This is a genomic window from Variovorax sp. dw_308, from assembly GCF_019207085.1.
In the GTDB taxonomy this organism is placed as follows: domain Bacteria; phylum Pseudomonadota; class Gammaproteobacteria; order Burkholderiales; family Burkholderiaceae_C; genus Variovorax.
In genome coordinates this window covers 106,247-128,636 of record NZ_JAATOM010000003.1, presented here as the reverse complement: position 1 = coordinate 128,636, position 22,390 = coordinate 106,247, and the positions used below count along the sequence as shown (strand labels likewise).

The window sequence follows — 22,390 nt, the reverse complement described above, 5'->3', positions numbered from 1 at the left end:
CTGTAGGTTGAGGTTGCGAAAGGGATACCGAAGGGGGTGGTCAGGCCATGGTCTGCTGGACGTCGTGCCGCTGCGACGCGTGCCAGGGCATCAGCCAGCGCTCGATCAGCTCGACGATGAGGAACAGCACCACGCCCATCATCGACAGCACCACCAGCGCGGCGAACATGAGCGGCAGGTCGAAGGTGCCGGTCGCGCGTTGCAGCACGAAGCCGATGCCCGAGTTGGACCCGACGAATTCACCGACCACTGCGCCGACCACGGCCAGCGTGACCGACACCTTGAGCCCGCTGAAGATGGCCGGCAGCGCATGCGGCAGGCGGAACTTGAGGAAGATCTTGAGCCCGTTGGCGCCCATCGAACGCGCCAGGTCGATCACATCGGGCTCGACCGACTTGAAGCCCTGCACCGTCGACACCACCACCGGGAAGAATCCCAGCAGGAAGGCCGCAATCACCTTCGGCACGATGCCGAAGCCGAACCACACCACGAACAGCGGCGCGATCGCCACCTTCGGCACCGACTGCGAGAACACCAGCAGCGGATAGACGAAGCTCTCGACCAGCCGCGAGTAGGCGATCCACATCGCGATCGGCACGCCGATGATGGCGGAGAGCGCAAAGCCGCCGAGCGTTGCATAGAGCGTCGGCATCATCTCGCGCAGCAGCATCGGCCATTCGGCGAACAACTGCTTGACCACCGCGAGCGGTGGCGGGATCAGGTAGGGCGGGATCTTGAATACCCGGATCGCGATGTCCCACAGCACCAGCAGGATCAGGATCAGCCAGAACGGCCGCGTCGCCGGATGCATCCAGTGCCTCATGTCATGACACCCGGAACTTCAAGGAATGGTCGTAGGGCAGGGCGGGGTGGTCGAAGCTGTTCCCATCGCTCACGAAGTGCAATGCGCAGGCGCGGCGCCACTTGTTGCTGTTGTTCGAACCCGAGCAGTGGAAGGTGTTGCCGTGATGAAAGCTCACGCCGCCCTTGCGCACCGGCGCCGGCACCATGGGCTGGCGCGCCAGGATGTCCGTTGGAATCTGCAGGTTGAACGGCTCCCCCTCCGGCGCGAAGTGCGCATAGACCGGCCCCAGGTTCGTCCCGTCGCCGAAGTAGAGGCAGCCGTTTTCCAGCGTCGCATCGTCGAGCGCGATCCATGCTGTCACCACGCCTTCCGGGTCGGCAGGGCCGAAGTAGAAGTTGTCCTGGTGCGCCGGCTTGGGGCCGCCGCCTTCCGGCGGCTTGAAGAAGATCTGGCTGAAGTACACCGACACGCCCGGCCCGATGAAGGCTTCCACCAGGTCGAGCAGCCGGCGATCGCGCGCCAGCGCCTGCACCGCAGGTCGATGCGCATGCGGGTTGTCCAGCTTGCGCAGCACCGTCCGCGCGGTCACGCCGCCGTCGATGTACCAGCTGCGCTGCTCCGCCGGCAGCGTCTGCAGGAAGGACTCGCCCCATTGCTCGATGTCGCGCACGACGCTGTCCATCTCGTCGGACGGGAACACGCCGTTCACCGTCAGGTGGCCGTGATGCCGGTAATACGCTGCGTCGTACGAATCCATTCGGTCTCCGCTCTTGTCGTTAACTCCCTGGTGAACTGCCGCCCGCCGTTGCTATTTGCGCAACAGGTATCCCATCACCACATCCGTCATGTGCGAAAGCCGCTCCTGCAGCGCCGCGGGCGTGCGCAGGTCGCGTCCGAAGATCGTCGACAGCGTGGGGTTGTTCGACAGGTAGAAGTAGCAGAGCGCCGCGATCGAGATGTAGAGCTGCACCGGGTCCACACCTTCCCGGAACAAGCCTTCGCGCTGCCCGCGCTCCACCACGTCGCGCAGCAACTGCACCAGCGGCGAATTCATCTCCTGGATGTGCGATGAGCGCTGCAGATGACTCGCGCGATGCAGGTTCTCGCTGTTGAGCAAGGCCAGGAACTCCGGGTGCTCCAGGTAGTAGTCCCAGGTGAATTCCACGAGTCGGCGCACGGCCGTGGCGGGCTCCAGGTTCTCCAGCCGCAGCGTGCGCTCGGCCGCGCGGATGCGCGCGTAGGTGTCCTCGAGCACCGAGAGAAAAAGCAGTTCCTTGCTCTCGAAGTAGTAGTACACCAGCCGCTTGTTGACCCTCGCCAGCGCGGCGATGCGTTCCATGCGCGCACCGCCCAGGCCGGTCGTCGAGAACTCCTGCGTGGCAGCCTTCAGGATCTCCTGTTGCGTGCGGTCCGCGTTGCGGCTGCGCAGTTCGGCAGGTGCTGCGTCAGTCGTCGACAACAGGGTTGCGGGACTCAACATGGCGGCCATAATTCACCGCGTCGTGAATAGCTGCCACATCGTTTTCCCGAGGGGCCACGGTGAATTGCGCGCTCCCGATAATCGGCCACCACTTCAAGAGGCCCGCGTGACACAAGCCAACCCCACCCTCCCGCAAGACGCCGTTGCCGGTGCAGCCGCTCCATCCCCCGTCATGGCTGGCCACCTGCTCGTGTCGTGCCTCGTCGCGCAAGGCGTCACACACGCCTTCGGTGTGCCCGGCGAAAGCTTCCTTGCCGTGCTCGACGGCTTTCATGCGCACGGCGATTCGATCCGCTTCATCGTCAACCGGCAGGAGGGCGGCGCCGCTTTCATGGCCGACGCGCATGCGCGCATCACCGGGCGGCCGGGCATCTGCTTCGTCACGCGCGGCCCGGGCGCGACCAATGCATCGATCGGCGTGCACAACGCCTTCCAGGACTCCACGCCGATGGTGCTGTTCATCGGCGATGTGGGCAGCGACTTCCGCGATCGTGAAGCCTTCCAGGAGGTCGACTACGGCAGCTTCTTCGGGCCCAGCACCAAGGGCTTCGCCAAGCGCGTCGAACGCATCGACGACGCCAGCCGCATCCCCGAGTACGTCGCCCGTGCCTTCTCCACCGCGATGAACGGGCGACCAGGCCCCGTCGTGCTGGTGCTGCCCGAGGACATGCTGCGCTCGATGACGACGGCGAAACCCCTGCCGCGCGTGGAGGCGGTGCAGCCGTGGAGCGACCCGGGCGCGTTGCGCACGCTGCGCGAGTTGCTGCTGGAATCGAAGCGCCCCTTCGTGATCGCCGGCGGCAGCGGGTGGACACCGCAGGCGGCGCAGGCCCTGCAGCGCTTCGCCGAGAACTGGCAGCTGCCGGTGGGCAATGCCTTCCGCTTCCAGGACACGTTCGACAACCACCATGCGCTCTACGCCGGCGATGTCGGCATCGCCATCAATCCCAAGCTCGCGCAGCGCGTGAAGGACAGCGACCTGGTCATCGCCATCGGGCCGCGCCTCGGCGAGATGACAACCAGTGGCTACACCCTGCTCGAAGCGCCCAGGCCGAAGCAGAAGCTGGTGCACATCCACGCCAGCGCCGAGGAACTCAACCGCGTCTACCAGGCCGACCTCGCCATCAACGCCGGCATGAGCGCCGCGGCCCGCAGCCTCGAGGTGCTCACGGCGCCGCCGGAACTGCCCTGGCAAACCTGGACCGATGCGGCCCATGCCGACTATCTCGCCAACCTGCAGCCGCAGCCGCTGCCCGGACTCCCGCCCGCGGCCCCGCGCGGCGCGGTCGACATGGCGGCCGTCGTCGCACTGCTGCAGCAGCACCTGCCGCATGACGCCGCCATCACCAATGGCGCGGGCAACTTCGCGAGCTGGGTGCACCGCTTCTTCCGCTATCACGGGCTCGTGAAGGGCCACAAGACGCAGCTCGCGCCGACCAGCGGCGCCATGGGCTACGGCGTTCCCGCGGGCATTGCCGCAAACCTCGTGAGCGGGCGCATCGCCTTCACCATCGCCGGCGACGGAGACTTCCTCATGAACGGGCAGGAGCTTGCGACGGCATCGCAGCACGGCGGCAAGAGCATCATCGTCCTGCTCAACAATGGCATGTTCGGGACCATCCGCATGCACCAGGAGCGCGAGTACCCCACCAACGTGAGCGGCACGGCGCTGCGCAACCCGGACTTCTGCGCGCTCGCACGCGCCTATGGCTACGCGGCCGAGCGGGTGACCGCCACCGACCAGTTCGAGGCGGCGCTGCTGCGTGCATTGAAGGCCGACACCGGCACGCTGATCGAGGTACCGCTCGACCCCGAGATCATCACCACGCGCGGCACCTTGAGCGGCATCACGAAGGCGGCGTTGGGGAAGTGAAGCACCGCTGAAGAGCGGTCACCCCCAAACGAAAAAAAGCCGGCACAAGGCCGGCTCTTCGGGCAGGCGCACGAAGCGCCTGGGGCTTACTTGACGTGCTTGCCGATCAGCGAAGCGAGCTCGAACATCGACACTTGCGGCTTGCCGAAGATTTCCTTCAGCTTGGCGTCGGCGTTGATGTTGCGCTTGTTGGCCTTGTCCTGAAGGTTGTTCTTCTTGATGTAGTCCCACAGCTTGCTGACCACGGCAGTGCGTGGCAGCGGGGTGGAACCGACCACAGCGGCGAGCGCCGGGCTGGGGGTCAAGGCCTTCATGAACGCAGCGTTGGGGGTGCGCTTCTTGGCGGGAGCCGCCTTCTTTGCCGGTGCGGCCTTCTTGGCCGGAGCTGCTGCCTTCTTCGCGGGTGCAGCAGCCTTCTTCGCCGGGGCCGCCTTCTTTGCTGGAGCCGCCTTCTTTGCCGGAGCAGCCGCTTTCTTTGCCGGTGCGGCCTTCTTTGCGGGAGCCTTTTTGGCCGGAGCCTTCTTTGCAGTTGCCATGATTGATTTCCTTGTTTTGGATGAGATATTCACCAATGAAAAACAGAGCATCCACTGGTAGTGCGGATGCTAAATGAGAAAAAACGCGTTTCCAAGGGAAATGAGGGTTTTTTCATTGGGAGATGTTGTTTTTTCAGAGGAGAGAAGACCCCTCGCTTCACCCTCGGCGCGCGGGCCATGTCGCGAGTACCACGCCGAGTAGTGCAAGTGCGAACGCCAGCACCTGCAATTGCGACAGTGTTTCCCCTAACACCAGCACGCCGACCAGTGCCGCGCTGACCGGCAACATCACCGCAAACACGCCTGCCTTCGCTGCCGGAACGTGGCGCAGCCCGGTCATCCAGAGCCACACCGTCCAGATGCTCGCGGCCAGTGCATAGGCCACGAGCAGCACCCACGTGCCTGCATGCACAGCGCCAAAGTCGAAGCGCAACGCAAGCCAGACGCCGAACGGTGTCGAGAGCACGAAGCCCCAGAGATTGATCAGCGACGAGATCCGACGAGGCCCGAGCCGCCCCGTCAGCGACTTGCCGATCACCGCATAGGCTGCTTCGCAGAGCACCGCGCAGAACACCAGCAGGTTGCCCAGCCACGGCATCGCGACCTTCGGTGCGTCCGGCGCGGCAGCGTGCGCCGGCGTGAGCGCGAGCAGGCCGATGCCCACGGCCGCACAGCCGATCGCCGTCACGATGCGCGCGGTAATGCGCTCGCGCAGGAACATCCAGCTCGCCACCGCGACCACTGCAGGCAGCGACGCCATGATCACGCCCGCCGACACCGCGCTGGTCATGCTCACGCCAAACAGCATGCAGAGCGAAAACATGAAGTTGCCGAGAAAGGATTCGAGGAACACCAGGCCGCGCGTGCGCCGCGTCATCGGCGGTTCGTCGGCTGGGCCGCGCAACCAGTGCGGCATCGCGAGCCCCGCGATGCCAAAGCGCAGCCACGCCAGCAGCAACACGGGAAAAGTCGCGACCAATGGCTTGGAAAGGGCAACGTAGCAGCCGACGAGCGACATGCTGAGCGCGAGACAGCCGTACGCGAGCAAGCGCTGGCCGTTGGTGCGTGGGGTGTTCAATAGACTGCGAGCCGTTCAGACAAAAGAGATTCGATGATGCCGCAGCCAGCCCTCGCAGCCCGCCACGTGTTCGTCTACGGCACCCTGCGTGCGGGCGGCAGCAACGACATCGCGCGCTATCACCCGCGGCCCCAGCGCGTGGGCGATGGTGTGATCGCCGGCACGCTGTATGACCTGGGCGCCTATCCCGGCGCCGTGCTGGGTGGTGAGGGAAGCATCCGTGGCGAGGTCTATCGCATCACGCCGGAGGTTGAGGCCGCGCTGGACCTGCTGGAGGGCGTGGCGGCGGACGGCTCCGGCGAATACCTGAAGCGCGAACTCGATGTGATGGTCGGGCCGCAGCAAGTGATGTGCCTGGTCTACGAAATCCATCCCGGCCGCATCGAAGGCCGGACCGCCATCGACAGTGGCGACTGGCTTGCGCGGGGTTGAGCGTCGAAATGTGGCGCGATGCGCGCGTCTTTTTCACGGCAAAGGACGTCATTGCGCATCATGAAAAAGCGCGGTGCTGCGCCGCAATATTTTTTCTCAATATGAGAGAACTCGTTTCACATTGAAGGAAGCGTTCGTAACCTATTGATTTTGTTGAGTGAAATTTATGTCTTCTATAAGACATAAGACTGGTGATTCCAGCTACATTTAATCCCCGAGGCGCCACCGCCGACCCATCAACAACTCTGGAGTGACCATGCCCCAATCCATCACCGAACAACTGAGCCGAGAACAACAGATCGCCGCCCTCGAAAAAGACTGGGCCACCAACCCCCGCTGGAAGGGTGTCAAGCGCGGCTACAGCGCAGCCGACGTCGTGCGCCTGCGCGGCTCGCTGCCGATCGAGCACACGCTGGCCAAGCGCGGCGCCGAGAAGCTCTGGGAAAAGATCAACGGCGGCGCCAAGAAGGGCTACGTCAACGCATTCGGCGCCATCAGCGCCGGCCAAGCGATGCAACAAGCCAAGGCCGGCCTCGAAGCCGTGTACCTGTCGGGCTGGCAAGTCGCTGCCGACGGCAACACGTCTGAGACGATGTACCCCGACCAGTCGCTCTACGCGTACGACTCGGTGCCGACCATGGTCCGTCGCATCAACAACACCTTCAAGCGCGCAGACGAAATCCAGTGGGGCCGCGGCATCAATCCGGGCGACAAGGAATTCATCGACTACTTCCTGCCAGTCGTTGCGGACGCGGAAGCGGGCTTCGGCGGCGTGCTCAACGCCTTCGAACTCATGAAGAACATGATCGCTTCGGGCGCTGCCGGCGTTCACTTCGAAGACCAACTGGCTGCCGTGAAGAAGTGCGGCCACATGGGCGGCAAGGTGCTCGTGCCGACGCAGGAAGCTTGCGAGAAGCTGATCTCGGCCCGCTTCGCAGCCGACGTCATGGGCGTCTCGACCATCGTGCTGGCCCGCACCGATGCGGAAGCCGCCAACCTGATCACGTCGGACCACGACGCGAACGACAAGCCCTTCCTCACCGGCGAGCGCACGCAAGAAGGCTTCTACCGCGTCAAGAACGGCCTGGAGCAAGCGATCAGCCGTGGTGTCGCCTACGCGCCCTACGCCGACCTGGTGTGGTGCGAAACCGGTGTGCCGGACATCGGCTTCGCCCGCGAATTCGCGCAAGCCGTGCACGCCGCCTGCCCGGGCAAGCTGCTGTCGTACAACTGCTCGCCGTCGTTCAACTGGAAAAAGAACCTGAACGACACGCAGATCGCGTCGTTCCAGGAAGACCTGTCGGCACTGGGCTACAAGTACCAGTTCATCACGCTGGCCGGCATCCACATCAACTGGTTCAACACCTTCCAGTTCGCCCACGCATACGCCCGCGGCGAAGGCATGAAGCACTACGTCAACATGGTGCAAGAGCCGGAATTCGCAGCGCGGGACAAGGGCTACACCTTCGTGTCGCACCAGCAGGAAGTCGGCGCTGGCTACTTCGACGACGTGACCACCGTGATCCAGGGCGGTTCGTCGAGCGTCAAGGCGCTGTCGGGCTCGACCGAAGAAGAACAGTTCCACTGATCCGGGTTCGCTGTCACGTTATTCAAGCCCGGCCTGCGCCGGGCTTTTTTTCGTCTGCGGCGTCCTTTGCCGGGGGGCTCACTGCGCATCGAGGAAGCCTGGAAGAGCGGTCACTGCAAGCGGAGACATTTCCCCCTGCGCTATTCGCTCATGCGCATCTCGCGCACGCCGCGTCCCAGCTTCTGCCGAAGCAGGCTGCGCAACGTGACGCCATCCGCATAGCCGACCAGCCCGGCAATCTGCTCCAGGCTCTTGTCGCTGGTCTTCAGCAGGTGCACCGCGCGCTCGACGCGCAGGTCCTGGAAGTACGAGAGCGGGCTCTTGCCCAGGACCTGCTGCATGCGCCGGGCTAGCGTCCGCTTGCTGGTGCCGGCTGCATCGGCCGCGTCGTCCAGCGAGAAACCATCGGCCAGCCGGCCGCGCGCCCAACGTTCGAAGCGCTCCACCAACGGGTCCGAGTGCGCGAGGTGGTCCTGGATCACATAGGCCGATTGAGAAGGCCGCGAGTCGACGATCAGGTAGCGGGCCACCAGCGACGCCAACTCCGGACTGGCTTGCCGCACCAGCCAGAGCGCCATGTCGACGTGGCTCAGCGCGGCACCCGCGGTCACCATGTCGCCGGAAGCCACCACCATGCGCGAGTCGTCGAGTTGCACGGCCGGGTAGCGCTGCCTGAACATCGACGCGAGCCACCAGGTGGTCGTGGCCTTGTGGTGATCGAGCAACCCCGACTCGGCCACCACGAACGTGCCGACGCAGGCCGCCGCAACCTTGCTGCCCGCGCCCGCGCCCTCTTTCAATGCGGTGCAAGCATCACGCACATCCGGGCGTTGCAGCGCGGGTGCCAGCACGTCGGGCATCTTGCAGCCCAGCGCGGGCACGATGAACCAGTCGGCTGCGCCTCCATTGGCGAGCCGGGTCACCGGAACCGTGAAGCCTTGCGCGGTGCGCACCCGAGCGCGCATGCCCACCACCGTCAGCTCGAAGCGCGCGACATCGAGTTGCAGCATGCCGGCAAGCTCGTTCGCCGTCGTGAACACGTCGAGCACCGTGGCGAGGCCGGTATCGAATACGCCGTCGAGGACCAAGACTTGGAGCTTCATGGCAATAACGATATCAAAGATGTCAAAAATGCCAATAGCCCCACCCCGCGTGGCTGCCTAGAGTCCACCTTGGGGCGCGCAATACCGCACGCCGCATCACGCACACACCGGAGTACCCACATGATCAAGCTCGGACTGTTCGCCCGCCTCGAAGCCAAGCCCGGCAAGGAGGCCGATGTCGAGAAGTTCCTCGAGACCGGCCTGGCGCTGGCGCACGAGGAAAAGACAACTCCGATCTGGTTCGCACTGCGCATCGGGCCGACGACATTCGGCGTGTTCGACGCGTTCGCGGACGAGGCCGGCCGGCAGGCTCACCTGAGCGGCCCCATCGCGCAGGCGCTCATGGCAAAGGCCGATGAACTGTTCAGCGAGCCACCGTCGATCCAGCCGATCGAGGTGCTCGGTCTGAAGAACCTTGCCTGATGTCGCGCCACTGAGAGATCGCGATGATCGAGACGAACCTGCGTTGCCGAACGTACAGGCGGTGTCGCGACGGCCGCTTCAGGCAATGCCGCTCAAGTTTGCTTTTTGAGGCGCGCGGCTAGAATGGCGGGCTCTACTCTCAACAAGGGCGAGAAAGGCAATCTGGTTATGACACCGCGAACTACGGCAACCGTTTTCAACGGCTCTTTCCTTCAAGGAAGCGGCCGGTAGCCCGCGCACGCTGGTCTCGACCGGCACCCAGAACCAGCAAAGCGCGGCTCCCACCGCGCTTTTTGCTTTTATCTCCAGAGGTTTTCTTCATGATCCAGATCACGCTCCCCGACAACTCGCAGCGCGAGTTCCCCGGCCCCGTCTCCGTGGCCGAAGTGGCCCAGTCCATCGGCCCCGGCCTGGCCAAGATGACGCTGGCCGGCAAGGTCGACGGCAAGCTGGTCGACGCCAGCGACATCATCGACCACAGCGCCAAGCTCCAGATCATCACGCCGCGCGACGACGAAGGCCTGGAAATCATCCGCCACTCGACGGCCCACCTGGTCGGCCATGCGGTGAAGCAGCTCTACCCGACGGCCAAGATGGTGATCGGCCCGGTGATCGAGGAGGGTTTCTACTACGACATTTCCTACGAGCGCCCCTTCACGCCCGAAGACATGGCCGCCATCGAGGCGCGCATGCGCGAGTTGATCGCGCAGGACTACGACGTCGTCAAGAAGATGACGCCGCGCGCCGATGTCATCGAGGTCTTCAAGTCCCGCGGCGAGGAATACAAGCTGCGTCTGGTCGAGGACATGCCCGACGAGCAGGCCATGGGCCTCTACTACCACCAGGAATACGTCGACATGTGCCGCGGCCCGCACGTGCCGAACACGCGCTTCCTGAAGGTCTTCAAGCTCACGAAGCTGGCCGGCGCCTACTGGCGCGGCGATGCCAAGAACGAGCAGTTGCAGCGCATCTACGGCACGGCCTGGGCTGACAAGAAGCAGCTCGACCAATACATCCAGCGCATCGAGGAGGCCGAGAAGCGCGACCACCGCAAGCTCGGCCGTGAACTCGACCTGTACCACATCGACGAGGTGGCGCCGGGCGTGGTGTTCTGGCACCCGAAGGGCTGGGCGCTGTGGCAGCAGGTCGAGCAGTACATGCGCGCGGTGTACCGCGACACGGGCTACCAGGAAGTGAAGGGCCCGCAGATCCTCGACAAGAGCCTGTGGGAGAAGACGGGCCACTGGCAGAACTACCGCGAGAACATGTTCGTCACGGAGTCGGAAAAGCGCGAATACGCGTTGAAGCCGATGAATTGCCCTGGCCATGTGATCATCTTCAAGAGCGACCTTCGCAGCTACCGCGACCTGCCGCTGCGCTACGGCGAGTTCGGCCAGTGCCACCGCAACGAGCCGTCGGGCGGCCTGCACGGCATCATGCGCGTGCGCGGCTTCACGCAGGACGACGGCCACATCTTCTGCACGGAAGACCAGATCCTCCAGGAGTGCATCGACTACACGGTGCAATTGCAGGAGGTCTATGCCGACTTCGGCTTCACGGACATCCTCTACAAGGTCGCCACGCGGCCGGAGAACCGCGTCGGCTCGGATGAGCTGTGGGACAAGGCGGAGCATGCCGTGATGGAGTCGCTGCGCCGCTCCGGCGTCGATTTCGTCATCGCCCCGGGCGACGGCGCCTTCTACGGCCCGAAGATCGAATACACGCTGAAGGATGCCATCGGCCGCCAGTGGCAGTGCGGCACGATGCAGGTCGACTTCAACACGGCCGAACGCCTGGGCGGCGAATACGTCACGGAAACGAGCGGCCGCGCCTTCCCGGTGATGCTGCACCGCGCCATCGTCGGCAGCCTGGAGCGTTTCATCGGCATGTTGGTCGAGCACCATGCCGGCGCCATGCCGGCGTGGCTGGCGCCGGTGCACGTCGCGGTGCTGAATATCAGCGAGGGGCAGGCCGATTACGCCTTCGAAGTAGCCAAAACGCTGCGGAATCAAGGGCTTAGGGTGACGCTTGACCTGCACAACGAGAAGATTACGTATAAAATACGGAAGCATTCGTTGCAAAAGCTCCCTTATATCCTCGTCGTGGGCGACAAGGAAAAGGAAGCAGGTGCCGTCGCAGTGCGCGCTCGAGGCAACAAAGACCTCGGAGTCATGTCGATGCAGGCGTTCTCAGAACTGCTCGCCGAAGACATTCAACACAAACGCTGATTTTGAGATAAACGGTCGCTTGTGCGCGTGGTTGCTACGGTTTTCGCTACAGATTCTGTAGCAAATTGATTGAAGGATTCAGACCATCGCTACTGCATTTCGCGACCGCCGCCACCGCGAGGAACGCCAACACCGCCTTAACCGGGAAATCATGGCCCCGGAAGTCCGCCTTGTCGGCCCGGAAAACGAGCCAATGGGTGTGATGAGCCTCTCCGAGGCATTGCGCCTCGCCGGTGAGGCCGATGTGGATCTGGTGGAGGTCGTCGCGGCGGCCAACCCGCCGGTCTGCCGACTGATCGAGTACGGAAAGTTCAAGTACCACGAGCAGAAGAAGGCAGCCGAAGCGAAGTCGAAGCAGAAGGTCATCGAGGTCAAGGAAATCAAGTTCCGGCCCGGTACCGACGATGGTGACTACAACATCAAGATGCGCAACATCCGGCGCTTTCTTGAGGACGGCGACAAATGCAAGATCACGCTGCGCTTCCGCGGCCGCGAGATCACGCACCAGGAGCTGGGTCTGGCACTCTTGCAGCGCATTCGCGACGAGTTGGGTGACACGATCATGGTCGAGCAGTTTCCGAAGCTCGAAGGCCGGCAGATGATCATGATGATCGCGCCGGGCCGCAAGAAGGCCGGTGGGGCTGCACCGAAGGCCACGACCGAGCCGGCAGCCGCCGCTTGATCGTCAAAGTTCGGTCGGGCTGAACTTGCCGAAGTGTTTCGGCATCGCTCAGTTCGAACGGCAGATAAGTTTTGCAGGGATTTCGCGCCGGCCGCAAGGCGGGCGTGGGATGAAGAAGTGTCTCGGGGCCAACAAGCATGCGGAGCATCCGCATCGCCTCACGAGCACAATTTAAGGAGCATTCAATGCCCAAAATGAAGACCAAGAGCAGCGCGAAAAAACGTTTCCGCGTTCGTCCCGGTGGCACCGTCAAGCGCGGTCAAGCCTTCAAGCGTCACATCCTGACCAAGAAGACCACCAAGAACAAGCGCCATCTGCGCGGTGCAGTGACGGTTCATGAAACCAACATGGTTTCGATGGCCGCCATGTTGCCCGGCATGGGCATTTAATCAAGACGAACAAGGAGTACTCACATGCCTCGCGTCAAACGTGGTGTAACGGCTCGCGCCCGCCACAAGAAGGTTCTCAAGCTCGCCAAGGGTTTCCGCGGCCGCCGCGGTAATGTCTATCGCATCGCCAAGCAGGCGGTGATGAAGGCAGGCCAATACGCCTACCGTGACCGCCGCACCAAGAAGCGCGTCTTCCGTCAACTGTGGATCGCGCGTATCAACGCCGCCTCGCGTGAACTGGGCCTGACCTACAGCCAGTTCGCCAACGGCATCCGCAAGGCTGGTATCGAGATCGACCGCAAGGTCCTGGCCGATATCGCCGTGCACGACAAGGCCGCTTTTGCCGGCATCGTGGAGCAGGTCAAGGCCAAGCTGGCTGCTTGATCCTGTATCGCAGATCGCCGTCTTCCCGAAGATGGCGGCTTGTGTCCACGGCCTGAACGGCATTGAGGGCTGGCGCTAGAAATGGCACCAGTCCTTTTTTATTTCCTTCTCCCGAATTTCTATGAACGAGCTGGACACCCTGGTCGACACCGCCCGCGCTGACTTCGCACAAGCGAACGCGCCGGCCGATCTGGAAAACGCCAAGGCACGCTTTCTCGGCAAGGCCGGTCGCATCACCGAATTGATGAAGGGCATGGCCCAGCTGTCGGTTGACGAGAAGAAGTCGCGCGGCGCCGCCATCAACGTGGCCAAGCAGGCGATCGAAGCGGCGTTGAATGCGCGCCGCCAGGCGCTGGCCGATGCGGAGCTCGACGTGCAACTGCGTGCCGAAGCGCTGGACGTGACCTTGCCCGGCCGCCATCGCGTGGGTGGCGGACTGCACCCGGTGAGCCGCACGATGGAGCGTATCGAGGCCATCTTCTCGAGCATGGGCTTCGACGTCGCCGACGGCCCCGAGATCGAGTCCGACTGGCACAGCTTTACCTCGCTCAACAACCCGCCGAATCATCCGGCGCGTTCGATGCAGGACACCTTCTACGTCGACATCGACGGCGAAGACGGCATCCCCTACAACCTGCGCCCGCACACCAGCCCGATGCAGGTCCGCTATGCACACCAGCAGATCAAGAAGCACGCGGCCGTGTTCGAGGCCGCGGAGACCGATCCAAACGTGAAGCCGCCCGAGATTCGCGTGATTGCGCCGGGCCGCACCTACCGCGTCGACAGCGACGCAACGCACTCGCCGATGTTCCACCAGTGCGAAGGCCTGTGGCTGGGAGAGAACGTGAGCTTCAAGGACCTGAAGGTCGTATTCACCGACTTCTGCCGCACCTTCTTCGAGACCGACGACCTCGTGCTGCGCTTCCGCCCCAGCTTTTTTCCGTTCACCGAGCCGAGCGCCGAGATCGACATCCAGTTCCAGAGCGGCCCGCTGGCCGGGCGCTGGCTCGAAGTCGCCGGTTCCGGCCAAGTGCATCCGAACGTCGTGCGCAACATGGGGCTGGACCCCGAGCGCTACATCGGCTTCGCCTTTGGCATGGGCCCGGACCGGCTCACGATGCTGCGCTACGGCGTGAACGACCTGCGCTTGTTCTTCGACGGCGATCTGCGTTTTCTCAGCCAATTCCAGTAACCAGACAAAGATCGAGACGACATGCAATTCCCCGAGTCCTGGTTGCGCGAGTTCTGCAACCCGCCGCTCACGAGTGAACAACTGGCCGAGACGCTCACGATGGGCGGCTTCGAGGTCGAAGAACGCAAGCCCGCCGCGCCGCCTTTCACGAAGATCGTGGTCGGTGAAATCAAGGAAGCCGTCCAGCATCCGAACGCCGACAAGCTCCGCGTGTGCCAAGTCGATGTGGGGCAGGGCAGCCTGCTCAACATCGTGTGCGGTGCGCCCAATGCACGCGTCGGCATCAAGGTGCCGTGTGCGTTGGTCGGCGCCGAACTGCCGCCCGGCGAGGACGGCGAGCCCTTCCTGATCAAGGTCGGCAAGCTGCGCGGTGTCGAGAGCTTCGGCATGCTGTGCTCGGCGCGCGAACTGCAACTCAGCGAGGACCATGGAGGACTGCTGGAGCTTGCGGCCGATTCGCCCGTTGGCGGCGACATCCGCGAGGTGCTGAACCTCGACGACGCGCTGCTCACGCTCAAGCTCACGCCGAACCTCGCGCACGGCCTCAGCGTGTATGGCGTGGCGCGCGAACTGGCGGCGTTGACGCGCGCACCCTTGCAGACGCCCGCCGTGTCGCAGGTCGCGACTGCCTTTACCGATGTGCTGCCGGTCAAGGTTGAAGCGCCCGAACTCTGTGGCCGCTTCTCGGGTCGCATCGTGCGCGGCGTCAATACCAAGGCCGCGACGCCGGCCTGGATGGTCGAGCGCCTGGCGCGATGTGGCCAGCGCAGCGTGACCGCGCTGGTCGACATCTCGAACTACGTCATGTTCGAACTGGGCCAGCCCTCGCACATCTTCGACCTCGACAAGATCCACGGCGGCCTCACGGTGCGCTGGGGCAAGGCGGGCGAACAGCTCAAGCTGCTCAACGGCAACACGATCACCGTCGACGAGAAAGTCGGCGTGATCGCGGACGAGCGCGAGGTCGAATCGCTGGCCGGCATCATGGGCGGCGACGCTACCTCGGTGACGGACGACACGCAAAATATCTATGTCGAGGCCGCGTTCTGGTGGCCTGAAGCCATTCAGGGCCGATCGCGCCGCTTCAACTTCAACACCGATGCAGGCCACCGCTTCGAACGCGGCGTGGACCCCAGCCGCACGGTGCAAGTGATCGAGCGCATCACGCAACTGATCATCGACATCTGCGGCGGCCAGGCCGGCGCGATCGACGATCAGACCCTGCGCCTGCCGGAAGCCAGGCCCGTGACCTTGCGCGTTGCGCGCGCGGCGCGCGTGATCGGCATGCCGCTGTCGCAAGCCGATTGCGTCGCGGCGCTGAAGCGCCTCGGCCTGCCGATGGAAGAGGGTGAAGGCACGATCCGCGTGACCCCGCCGCCGCATCGTTTCGACCTCTTGATCGAGGAAGACCTGATCGAGGAAGTTGCGCGCCTCGTCGGCTACAACAACCTGCCGACCACACCGCCGCTCGCGCCGATCACCGCGCGCGTGCGCCCCGAGGTGCAACGCGGTCGCTTCGACGTGCGCCGCCGCGTCGCAGCGCTGGGCTACCAGGAAACGATCAACTTCAGCTTCGTCGAGGCGCACTGGGAGCAGGACCTGGCCGGCAACGCGAACCCGATCAAGCTGCTGAACCCGATTGCCAGCCAGATGAGCGTGATGCGCTCCTCGCTGCTGGGCTCGCTGCTGCAGGTGCTCAAGTTCAACATCGACCGCAAGGCGCCACGCGTGCGCGTGTTCGAACTGGGTCGCGTGTTCAGGCGCGACGACAGCGTCGCCACGACCGACAGCACCGTCAAGGGCATCCACCAGCCGATGCGGGTGGCCGGCCTGGCCTGGGGCGATGCGGAAGGCTCGCGCTGGCAAGGCAAGGCCCAGGGCGCCGACTTCTTCGACATCAAGGGGGATGTCGAGGCGCTGCTCGCGCCGCTGCTGCCGACCTTCGAGCCGACCGAGCATCCCGCGCTGCATCCGGGCCGCGCAGCGCGCGTGCGCGTCGACGGTTGCGACATCGGCGTGGTGGGGGAGTTGCACCCGCGCTGGCGCCAGAAGTGGGAGTTGCCGCAGGCGCCCATGCTGTTCGAGCTGGATCTCGATGCGGTGACTGCGCGACCGTTGCCCGTTGCGCAGCCGGTGCCGCGGCACCAGGCCGTTGAGCGCGATATCGCGGTGGTGGTGGCGGAAGCCGTCACGCACGATGCGCTGATGCAGGCCATCGCATCCGCGTCTGGCGACGAGGGTCTTCTGCAGGGCGCCAATCTGTTCGACATCTACAGGCCACAGGTCGCGCGCGACGGCGCCGCGCCTGCTGCGGGCGGCCTGGCGCAAGGCGAGAAGAGCATGGCCGTGCGCCTGAGCTTCCAGAGCGATGCGGGCACGTTGACCGACGAGCAGATCGAACCGGCGGTTCGCGCCATCATCGATCAACTGGGCGTCAAGCTGGGCGCACGCCTGCGAGGATGATGGACATGGAATTCACGCTCGAGGCCCTCGAAACACCCGCGCTCACCAAGGCGCAGCTGGCCGACCTGCTGTTCGAACAGATCGGCCTGAACAAGCGCGAGTCGAAGGACATGGTCGAGGCTTTCTTCAGCCTGATCGCCGCGAGCCTGATCGAGGGGACCGATGTGAAAATCTCGGGCTTCGGCAACTTTCAGATCCGCACCAAGGCCCCGCGCCCGGGGCGCAATCCGCGCACCGGCGAAGCGATTCCGATCGGCGCGCGCCGCGTTGCCACGTTCCATGCGAGCGCCAAGCTCAAGGAACAGATTCACGGAAATATCACGGAAGAAGGGCCCCAGGAGGTCGAGTGGAGCGTCGGGACCGAATAGTTCTTGGCGCTGTTGAGGCCGGTGGAGTAATCTCTCAGGTTTCGCGCGCACGGCATTGATTTCAATGGAGAAAACCCTCCCCCCGATTCCCGTCAAACGCTACTTCACGATCGGTGAAGTGGGTGAGCTTTGCGGCGTCAAGCCGCATGTGCTGCGCTACTGGGAACAGGAATTCACCCAACTGCGCCCGATGAAGCGGCGCGGCAACCGCCGCTATTACCAGCACCACGAGGTGCTGATGATCCGCCGCATCCGCGACCTGCTGTATGACCAAGGCTTCACCATCAGCGGTGCGCGCAACAAGCTGCAGGAACTGGTGCAACACGAGCGTGACCGGCGCAGGTTGGGCGAGACGCCGCTCGCGGGCGTCGAGGCCATCGAGATCGATCGCGAGGAGTTCGACGCCGCCTTGCAAGACGAGCAGCAAGACGCCGGCGCATCCTCGCAACAGCCCGGGCAGACGCTGATCAGCCAGCTTCGCCGCGAACTCTTCGAAATCCGCGAGCTTCTGGGTGCGGTTCACTGAAATCCGCAGGTTATAATTGAGGGCTTCGGTGTGTGGCGCAGCCTGGTAGCGCACTTGCATGGGGTGCAAGGGGTCGAAGGTTCGAATCCTTTCACACCGACCATATGAACGTCCAAGGGCGTCCGGTTTCATCCACCGGACGCCCTTTTTCGTTGGGTGGCATTTGTAGGTGGGCCCGCCGACGGCCAAGGCTGGAGCGGGGTAAGCCGGGGCGCGAACCGTGCTGCGCGTCCCCGACAATCCGCGCCATGCCTGAATCATCCAATTCCCGCCCCGTCCTGATCGCAGGCGGTGGCATCGGGGGCATCGCCCTCGCGCTCACCCTTCATCAGATCGGCGTGCCGTGTGTCGTGCTCGAGGCCGTCGCCGCGCTGCAGCCGCTCGGCGTCGGCATCAACCTGCAACCCAATGCCGTGCGCGAGCTGTACGACCTTGGCATCGACGACACGCTGCTCGACACGATCGGCATCCAGGCGCGCGAATGGGCGCTCGTCGGGCGCAATGGCAATGACGTCTACGCAGAGCCGCGCGGCCTGCTCGCGGGATATCGCTGGCCTCAATACTCGGTGCATCGCGGGCAGTTGCAGATGCTGCTGTACAAGGTGGCGCTCGAGCGGCTCGGCCCCGACGCGATACGACTTGGCCACCGCGTCACCGGCTACCGCAACCATGCCGACGGCGTGACCGCCCTGGTCGAGACACGCGACGGGCAGCGCCTGGAGGTGGAGGGCCGGTTGCTCATTGCCGCGGATGGCCTGCACTCCGCGGTGCGTGCGCAGATGCATCCGGCGCAGCCGCCGATCCAGTGGGGCGGCGCCATCATGTGGCGCGGCACCGCGCCGGGTGTGCCGATCCGCACCGGCGCGTCCTTCGTGGGCGTCGGTTCGCTCAAGCACCGCGTGGTGCTCTATCCGATCTCGCCGCCCGATCCGGTCACCGGGCTCGCCACCATCAACTGGATCGCCGAGATCACCGTCGACAACGCCGGTGGCTGGACGCAGGGCGACTGGAACCGCCGCGCCGCGCTCGAGGATTTCATCCACCACTTCGAGGGCTGGAACTATGGCTGGCTCGACGTTCCCGCGATGCTGCGCGGCGCCAGGGAGTTCTTCGAGTACCCGATGATCGATCGCGATCCGGTGCCGACCTGGGTCGACGGCCGGGTGGCGCTGCTCGGCGACGCGGCGCACGTGATGTATCCGGTGGGTTCCAACGGTGCGAGCCAGGCCATCGTCGATGCGCGCGTGCTGGGCGCCGCCATGATCGACAAGGGGGTGACTGCCGCGGCGCTGCAGGCCTACGACGACAAGCTGTGTGCAGACATCTCCGCGCTGGTACTGCGCAATCGAGGCGCCGGGCCGTTTGGCATCCTCGGCCTGGTCGACGAACGCTGCGGTGGCGTGTTCGACAACATCGACGACGTGATTCCGGCCGCCGAGCGGGAGGCATTCATGTCGCGCTACAAGGCCGCGGCGGGCTTCGCGATCGATGCGCTGAACAGTGCGCCGCCGACGATTGCACCCGGCGCCCGGGCCTCTGGCTCGGTGCCGCAGGCATCTGCGTGACCGTCTCGCGGAAGGGGACCTTTTAAGATCGTGGTGCGCGCTGCCGCCGCGCCCGCCGCCAGCAAGGGCAGCGGTCATTCGAGCCGGCGCAGCCGCCAGCAAAAAACCAACCCGGAGACCTCACGCATGAACAACCGCGCCACATTCACCCGCATGGAAGACAGTACCGCTGCCGAATGGCGGGTCATCGGCGGCGAGTTCGCCGAATTCACCAAGACGCTGCCCGATCGCGTGATCACCCACCTGCGCCTGCTGGAGAACGACTACGGCGGCTTCCCCGTCGATCGCTACACGCACTGCCTGCAAACGGCCACCTTGTCCGCACGCGACGGACGCGACGAGGAGTACGTGGTGTGCGCCCTGCTGCACGATATCGGCGACACGCTCGGCACCTTCAACCACCCCGACATCGCCGCGGCCATCCTGAAGCCCTTCGTCTCGGAAGAGAACCTCTGGATGGTGCAGAACCACGCCATCTTCCAGGGCTACAACTTCTTCCACCACCTCGGGATGGACCGCAACATGCGTGAGCGGTTCAAGGACAACCCGCACTACACGCGCACCGCGGAGTTCGTCGATCTCTACGACAACCCCGCGTTCGACACCAACGCGAAGTTCATGCCATTGCAGGAATTCGAGCCAATGCTGCGCCGCGTGATGGCGCGACCGCGCCAGTCGCTCTACCTGGCCGCGCTCCAGAAGTAAGGGCCCGCCGCAGCGCGGGCAGGGCGCGGGCACCGGTGTTGCAGCGCCACCAGACGCCCGCGCGCGGCCGGCCGATCAGCCTCCGCCGGACGCCTCCTTCATCTTCTCGATCGCGTCGCCGATCGTGAAGGTGTTGGGCTTCTGGATCGGCGGGAAGTCCTTGAAGGTCGCAGCAAACTGGTCGGCGATGCCCCAGGCGCCGTACAGGATGTACGCGTGGTACAGGAACCATTCGTAGTACGAGTTCGAGGTGGAGTCCGCGCGTTCGAACGGGTCGGTTCGCAGGTTGAAGAGCTTGGGCAGGCGCAGCGTGACGAAGGGTTCGGCCCAGATGCCCATGGTGCCGCGCAGCCGCTGCTCCATGAAGACCACTTTCCAGTTGTCGTAGCGCACGCCGAGGATGTCGCCGTCGTCGCTGATGTAGACGAAGAGCTTGCGCGGGCTTTCCTTTTCCTCGCCGGTGATGTGCTTCAGCAGGCTGAAGCCGTCGATGTGGTTCTTGTAGGTTCGGCCGATCGCCTCCACGCCCTTCTTGCACTTCTCGACGATGTCGGGCTCGCCCGCCATTTCCAGGAAGGTCGGCAGCCAGTCGTGGTGCTGCACGATGCCGTTCGAGACGGTGCCGGCCGGGACCTTGCCGGGCCAGCGCACCACCATCGGGATGCGGAATGCGCCTTCCCAGTTGGTGTTCTTCTCGCTGCGGAACGGCGTCATTGCGCCGTCGGGCCAGCTGTTCATGTGCGGGCCGTTGTCGGTCGAGTACATGACGAAGGTGTCTTCGCTGATGCCCAGTTCGTCGAGATAGTCGAGCAGTTCGCCGACGTTCTTGTCGTGGTCGATCATCGTGTCGTGGTAGGGCGACTGCCAGCGCCCGGCCTGGCCGATGCTCTCGGGCTTGGTGTGCGTGAACAGATGCATGTGGGTGAAGTTGACCCACACGAAAAAGGGCTTGCCGGCATCGTTCTGCGCGCCGATGAACTTCTTGGCTTCGGCGGCGAAATCGTCGTCACAGGTCTCCATGCGCTTCACGGTCAGCGGGCCGGTGTCCTCGATCTTCTGCTTGCCGACGCGGCCCCAGCGCGGCTCCTCGGTCGCGTCGTCGACGTCCGTGGCGTACGAATGGATCACGCCGCGCGGGCCATTGTTCTTCCGGAAGTTGGGAAAGTCCTTCTCAGGGTAGTAGTCCGGCATCTCCGGCTCTTCCTCGGCATTCAGGTGATAGAGGTTGCCGTAGAACTCATCGAAGCCGTGGTTGGTGGGCAGGTGCTCATTGCGGTCGCCCAGGTGGTTCTTGCCGAACTGGCCGGTGGCGTAGCCCTGGTTCTTCAGCAGCGCCGCGATGGTGACGATCCTGGTGTTCATGCCGACCGGCGCGGCTGGCACGCCGACCTTCGACAGGCCGGTGCGCAGCACGCTCTGGCCGGTGATGAACGATGAGCGCCCGGCCGTGCACGACTGCTCGCCGTAGGAATCGGTGAACTTCATGCCTTCCCTGGCCAGGCGATCGATGTTGGGCGTCTGGTAGCCCATCAGGCCGTGGGTGTAGCAGCTGAGGTTGGCGATGCCGATGTCGTCGCCCCAGATCACGAGGATGTTGGGTTGCTTCGATTTGGCCGCACTTTTTGCCTTTGCCATGCGTTCTCCTTTCGGGTAGGGATGAAGCGCTCGCCGCCGCATGAGCCTGCAGGCGCCAGGTCGGGCATCATCCGACAGGGCCGGCGGCGCAGGCAATGTGCGTGCGGGCAATAGCCAATGCCCTTTGGTGCGAGGCCGGAAGTCAGATGGCGGTGAAGCCGCCGTCCACCGCTTGCGCTGTTCCGGTCACGAAGGACGCGGCGTCGGAGCACAGCCACAGCACCGCCGCGGCGACTTCCTCCGGTTCGCCGATGCGCCCGATCGGGTGCATGGCTGCGATGCGCGCCGGCAAGTCCGGATCCAGGTCGGCCCACCGTGCGGCCATCGGGGTGCGGATCACCCCCGGGCACACGGCGTTGATGCGGATGTTCTGCCTGGCGAATTCGGCCGCCGTGGACCGGGTGAGCCCCACCACCGCATGCTTGGAAGCGGCATAGGTGGCCAGCCGCGGCGCGCCCTTCAGGCCGGCGACCGAGGCGGTGTTGACGATGGCGCCGCCGCCCTGCGCCTCCATCTGCCTGAGCTCATGCTTGAGGCAAAGCCAGACGCCCTTGACGTTGACGCCCATGATGCGGTCGAACACCGCTTCGTCGCATTCCGTGATGCGCGAGGTTTCGATCTCGATGCCGGCATTGTTGAAGGCGCAGTCGAGCCGTCCGTAGGCCGCCACCGTGGCCGCGACCATCGCCGCCACCTCGGCTTCACGGCTGACGTCGACCTGCAGGAACATCGCCTCGCCGCCCTCGGCGCGCGCCAGCGATGCCGTCTCCTCGCTCGCGGCAGCGCCGATGTCGGTCAGCATCAGACGCGCGCCCGCCCTGGCGAAGGCCAGTGCGGTGGCGCGGCCGATGCCGCCGCCCGCGCCGGTGATGAGAACGGCCTTGCCGCGGAAGTCATGGGTTGTTGTCATGGTTGTTCGCGCCCATCGGATTGTT

At 64.6% G+C, this 22,390-nt stretch carries 22 protein-coding genes and 1 tRNA gene; 15 read left to right on the top strand and 8 right to left on the bottom strand.

The genetic code is table 11. From position 1 onward, the window contains the following. Positions 1–40: 40 nt before the first annotated feature. From HCU76_RS06980 to HCU76_RS06970, 3 genes are read right to left on the bottom strand one after another with little or no spacing between them, the layout of a single operon-like run. Positions 41–823, bottom strand: a complete 783-nt coding sequence (locus HCU76_RS06980) for an ABC transporter permease (protein WP_218508876.1) — start codon at positions 821–823, stop codon at positions 41–43. A gap of 1 nt (position 824) precedes the next feature. Then, complete coding sequence (locus tag HCU76_RS06975; RefSeq protein ID WP_213957685.1) at positions 825–1,562, bottom strand: phytanoyl-CoA dioxygenase family protein; 738 nt, start codon at positions 1,560–1,562, stop codon at positions 825–827. 51 nt (positions 1,563–1,613) lie between these two features. Then, on the bottom strand, positions 1,614–2,285 hold the full coding sequence (locus tag HCU76_RS06970) for a TetR/AcrR family transcriptional regulator (protein WP_218508875.1): 672 nt from the start codon (positions 2,283–2,285) through the stop codon (positions 1,614–1,616). Between the two features lie 172 nt (positions 2,286–2,457). Here HCU76_RS06970 and HCU76_RS06965 point away from each other — a divergent pair, with 172 nt between their 5' ends. Then, entirely contained in the window at positions 2,458–4,158 is a 1,701-nt protein-coding gene (locus HCU76_RS06965; RefSeq protein WP_218509071.1) for a thiamine pyrophosphate-binding protein, read from the top strand. Between the two features lie 86 nt (positions 4,159–4,244). Here the strand turns inward: HCU76_RS06965 and HCU76_RS06960 are convergent, their stop codons facing one another. Further along, positions 4,245–4,694, bottom strand: a complete 450-nt coding sequence (locus HCU76_RS06960; RefSeq protein WP_213957788.1) for an SWIB/MDM2 domain-containing protein — start codon at positions 4,692–4,694, stop codon at positions 4,245–4,247. Positions 4,695–4,851: 157 nt separating this feature from the next. After that, positions 4,852–5,712, bottom strand: coding sequence for a DMT family transporter (locus HCU76_RS06955; protein ID WP_218509070.1), 861 nt, complete (start codon positions 5,710–5,712; stop codon positions 4,852–4,854). 96 nt (positions 5,713–5,808) lie between these two features. On the opposite strand from HCU76_RS06955, the gene HCU76_RS06950 reads away from it, so the two are divergent. Both HCU76_RS06950 and aceA read left to right on the top strand, forming a co-directional pair. Beyond that, a complete protein-coding gene (locus tag HCU76_RS06950) occupies positions 5,809–6,204 on the top strand; it encodes a gamma-glutamylcyclotransferase (protein WP_218509069.1) in 396 nt (131 codons plus the stop codon). A 256-nt stretch (positions 6,205–6,460) separates the two neighbouring features. After that, complete coding sequence (aceA, locus tag HCU76_RS06945; protein ID WP_213957687.1) at positions 6,461–7,792, top strand: isocitrate lyase; 1,332 nt, start codon at positions 6,461–6,463, stop codon at positions 7,790–7,792. A gap of 140 nt (positions 7,793–7,932) precedes the next feature. Here the strand turns inward: aceA and HCU76_RS06940 are convergent, their stop codons facing one another. Beyond that, positions 7,933–8,895, bottom strand: a complete 963-nt coding sequence (locus HCU76_RS06940; protein ID WP_218508874.1) for a GlxA family transcriptional regulator — start codon at positions 8,893–8,895, stop codon at positions 7,933–7,935. Positions 8,896–9,015: 120 nt separating this feature from the next. Here HCU76_RS06940 and HCU76_RS06935 point away from each other — a divergent pair, with 120 nt between their 5' ends. The 12 genes from HCU76_RS06935 to HCU76_RS06880 all read left to right on the top strand — a co-directional run bounded on the left by HCU76_RS06935 (position 9,016) and on the right by HCU76_RS06880 (position 19,820). Continuing rightward, positions 9,016–9,318 carry a putative quinol monooxygenase gene (locus tag HCU76_RS06935; RefSeq protein ID WP_218508873.1) on the top strand — a complete coding sequence of 101 codons (303 nt, stop codon included), beginning with the start codon at positions 9,016–9,018 and terminating at the stop codon, positions 9,316–9,318. 320 nt (positions 9,319–9,638) lie between these two features. Then, on the top strand, positions 9,639–11,546 hold the full coding sequence (gene thrS / locus HCU76_RS06930) for a threonine--tRNA ligase (RefSeq protein ID WP_218508872.1): 1,908 nt from the start codon (positions 9,639–9,641) through the stop codon (positions 11,544–11,546). A 76-nt stretch (positions 11,547–11,622) separates the two neighbouring features. After that, positions 11,623–12,228 carry a translation initiation factor IF-3 gene (gene infC / locus HCU76_RS06925; protein ID WP_213957791.1) on the top strand — a complete coding sequence of 202 codons (606 nt, stop codon included), beginning with the start codon at positions 11,623–11,625 and terminating at the stop codon, positions 12,226–12,228. Between the two features lie 185 nt (positions 12,229–12,413). Then, on the top strand, positions 12,414–12,617 hold the full coding sequence (rpmI, locus tag HCU76_RS06920) for a 50S ribosomal protein L35 (protein ID WP_132733279.1): 204 nt from the start codon (positions 12,414–12,416) through the stop codon (positions 12,615–12,617). A 24-nt stretch (positions 12,618–12,641) separates the two neighbouring features. After that, the gene (gene rplT, locus HCU76_RS06915) at positions 12,642–13,001 is read left to right on the top strand and encodes a 50S ribosomal protein L20 (protein ID WP_213957691.1); all 360 of its coding nucleotides are present in this window, start codon (positions 12,642–12,644) and stop codon (positions 12,999–13,001) included. Between the two features lie 121 nt (positions 13,002–13,122). Then, positions 13,123–14,193 carry a phenylalanine--tRNA ligase subunit alpha gene (gene pheS, locus HCU76_RS06910; RefSeq protein WP_213957692.1) on the top strand — a complete coding sequence of 357 codons (1,071 nt, stop codon included), beginning with the start codon at positions 13,123–13,125 and terminating at the stop codon, positions 14,191–14,193. Positions 14,194–14,214: 21 nt separating this feature from the next. Further along, on the top strand, positions 14,215–16,656 hold the full coding sequence (pheT, locus tag HCU76_RS06905; protein WP_218508871.1) for a phenylalanine--tRNA ligase subunit beta: 2,442 nt from the start codon (positions 14,215–14,217) through the stop codon (positions 16,654–16,656). 5 nt (positions 16,657–16,661) lie between these two features. Continuing rightward, on the top strand, positions 16,662–17,024 hold the full coding sequence (locus HCU76_RS06900; RefSeq protein ID WP_371319774.1) for an integration host factor subunit alpha: 363 nt from the start codon (positions 16,662–16,664) through the stop codon (positions 17,022–17,024). A 64-nt stretch (positions 17,025–17,088) separates the two neighbouring features. Continuing rightward, a complete protein-coding gene (locus HCU76_RS06895; protein WP_218508870.1) occupies positions 17,089–17,550 on the top strand; it encodes a MerR family transcriptional regulator in 462 nt (153 codons plus the stop codon). Positions 17,551–17,576: 26 nt separating this feature from the next. After that, a tRNA-Pro gene (locus HCU76_RS06890) sits at positions 17,577–17,653 on the top strand. A 145-nt stretch (positions 17,654–17,798) separates the two neighbouring features. After that, complete coding sequence (locus HCU76_RS06885) at positions 17,799–19,115, top strand: flavin-dependent oxidoreductase (protein WP_218508869.1); 1,317 nt, start codon at positions 17,799–17,801, stop codon at positions 19,113–19,115. A gap of 126 nt (positions 19,116–19,241) precedes the next feature. Continuing rightward, positions 19,242–19,820: an HD domain-containing protein gene (locus tag HCU76_RS06880; protein WP_218508868.1), complete on the top strand. Its 579-nt coding sequence runs from the start codon at positions 19,242–19,244 to the stop codon at positions 19,818–19,820. Between the two features lie 75 nt (positions 19,821–19,895). On the opposite strand, the gene HCU76_RS06875 is transcribed toward HCU76_RS06880, so the two are convergent. After that, entirely contained in the window at positions 19,896–21,455 is a 1,560-nt protein-coding gene (locus HCU76_RS06875; RefSeq protein WP_218508867.1) for an arylsulfatase, read from the bottom strand. 142 nt (positions 21,456–21,597) lie between these two features. After that, the gene (locus HCU76_RS06870) at positions 21,598–22,365 is read right to left on the bottom strand and encodes an SDR family oxidoreductase (protein ID WP_213957699.1); all 768 of its coding nucleotides are present in this window, start codon (positions 22,363–22,365) and stop codon (positions 21,598–21,600) included. Between the last annotated feature and the right edge of the window lie 25 nt (positions 22,366–22,390).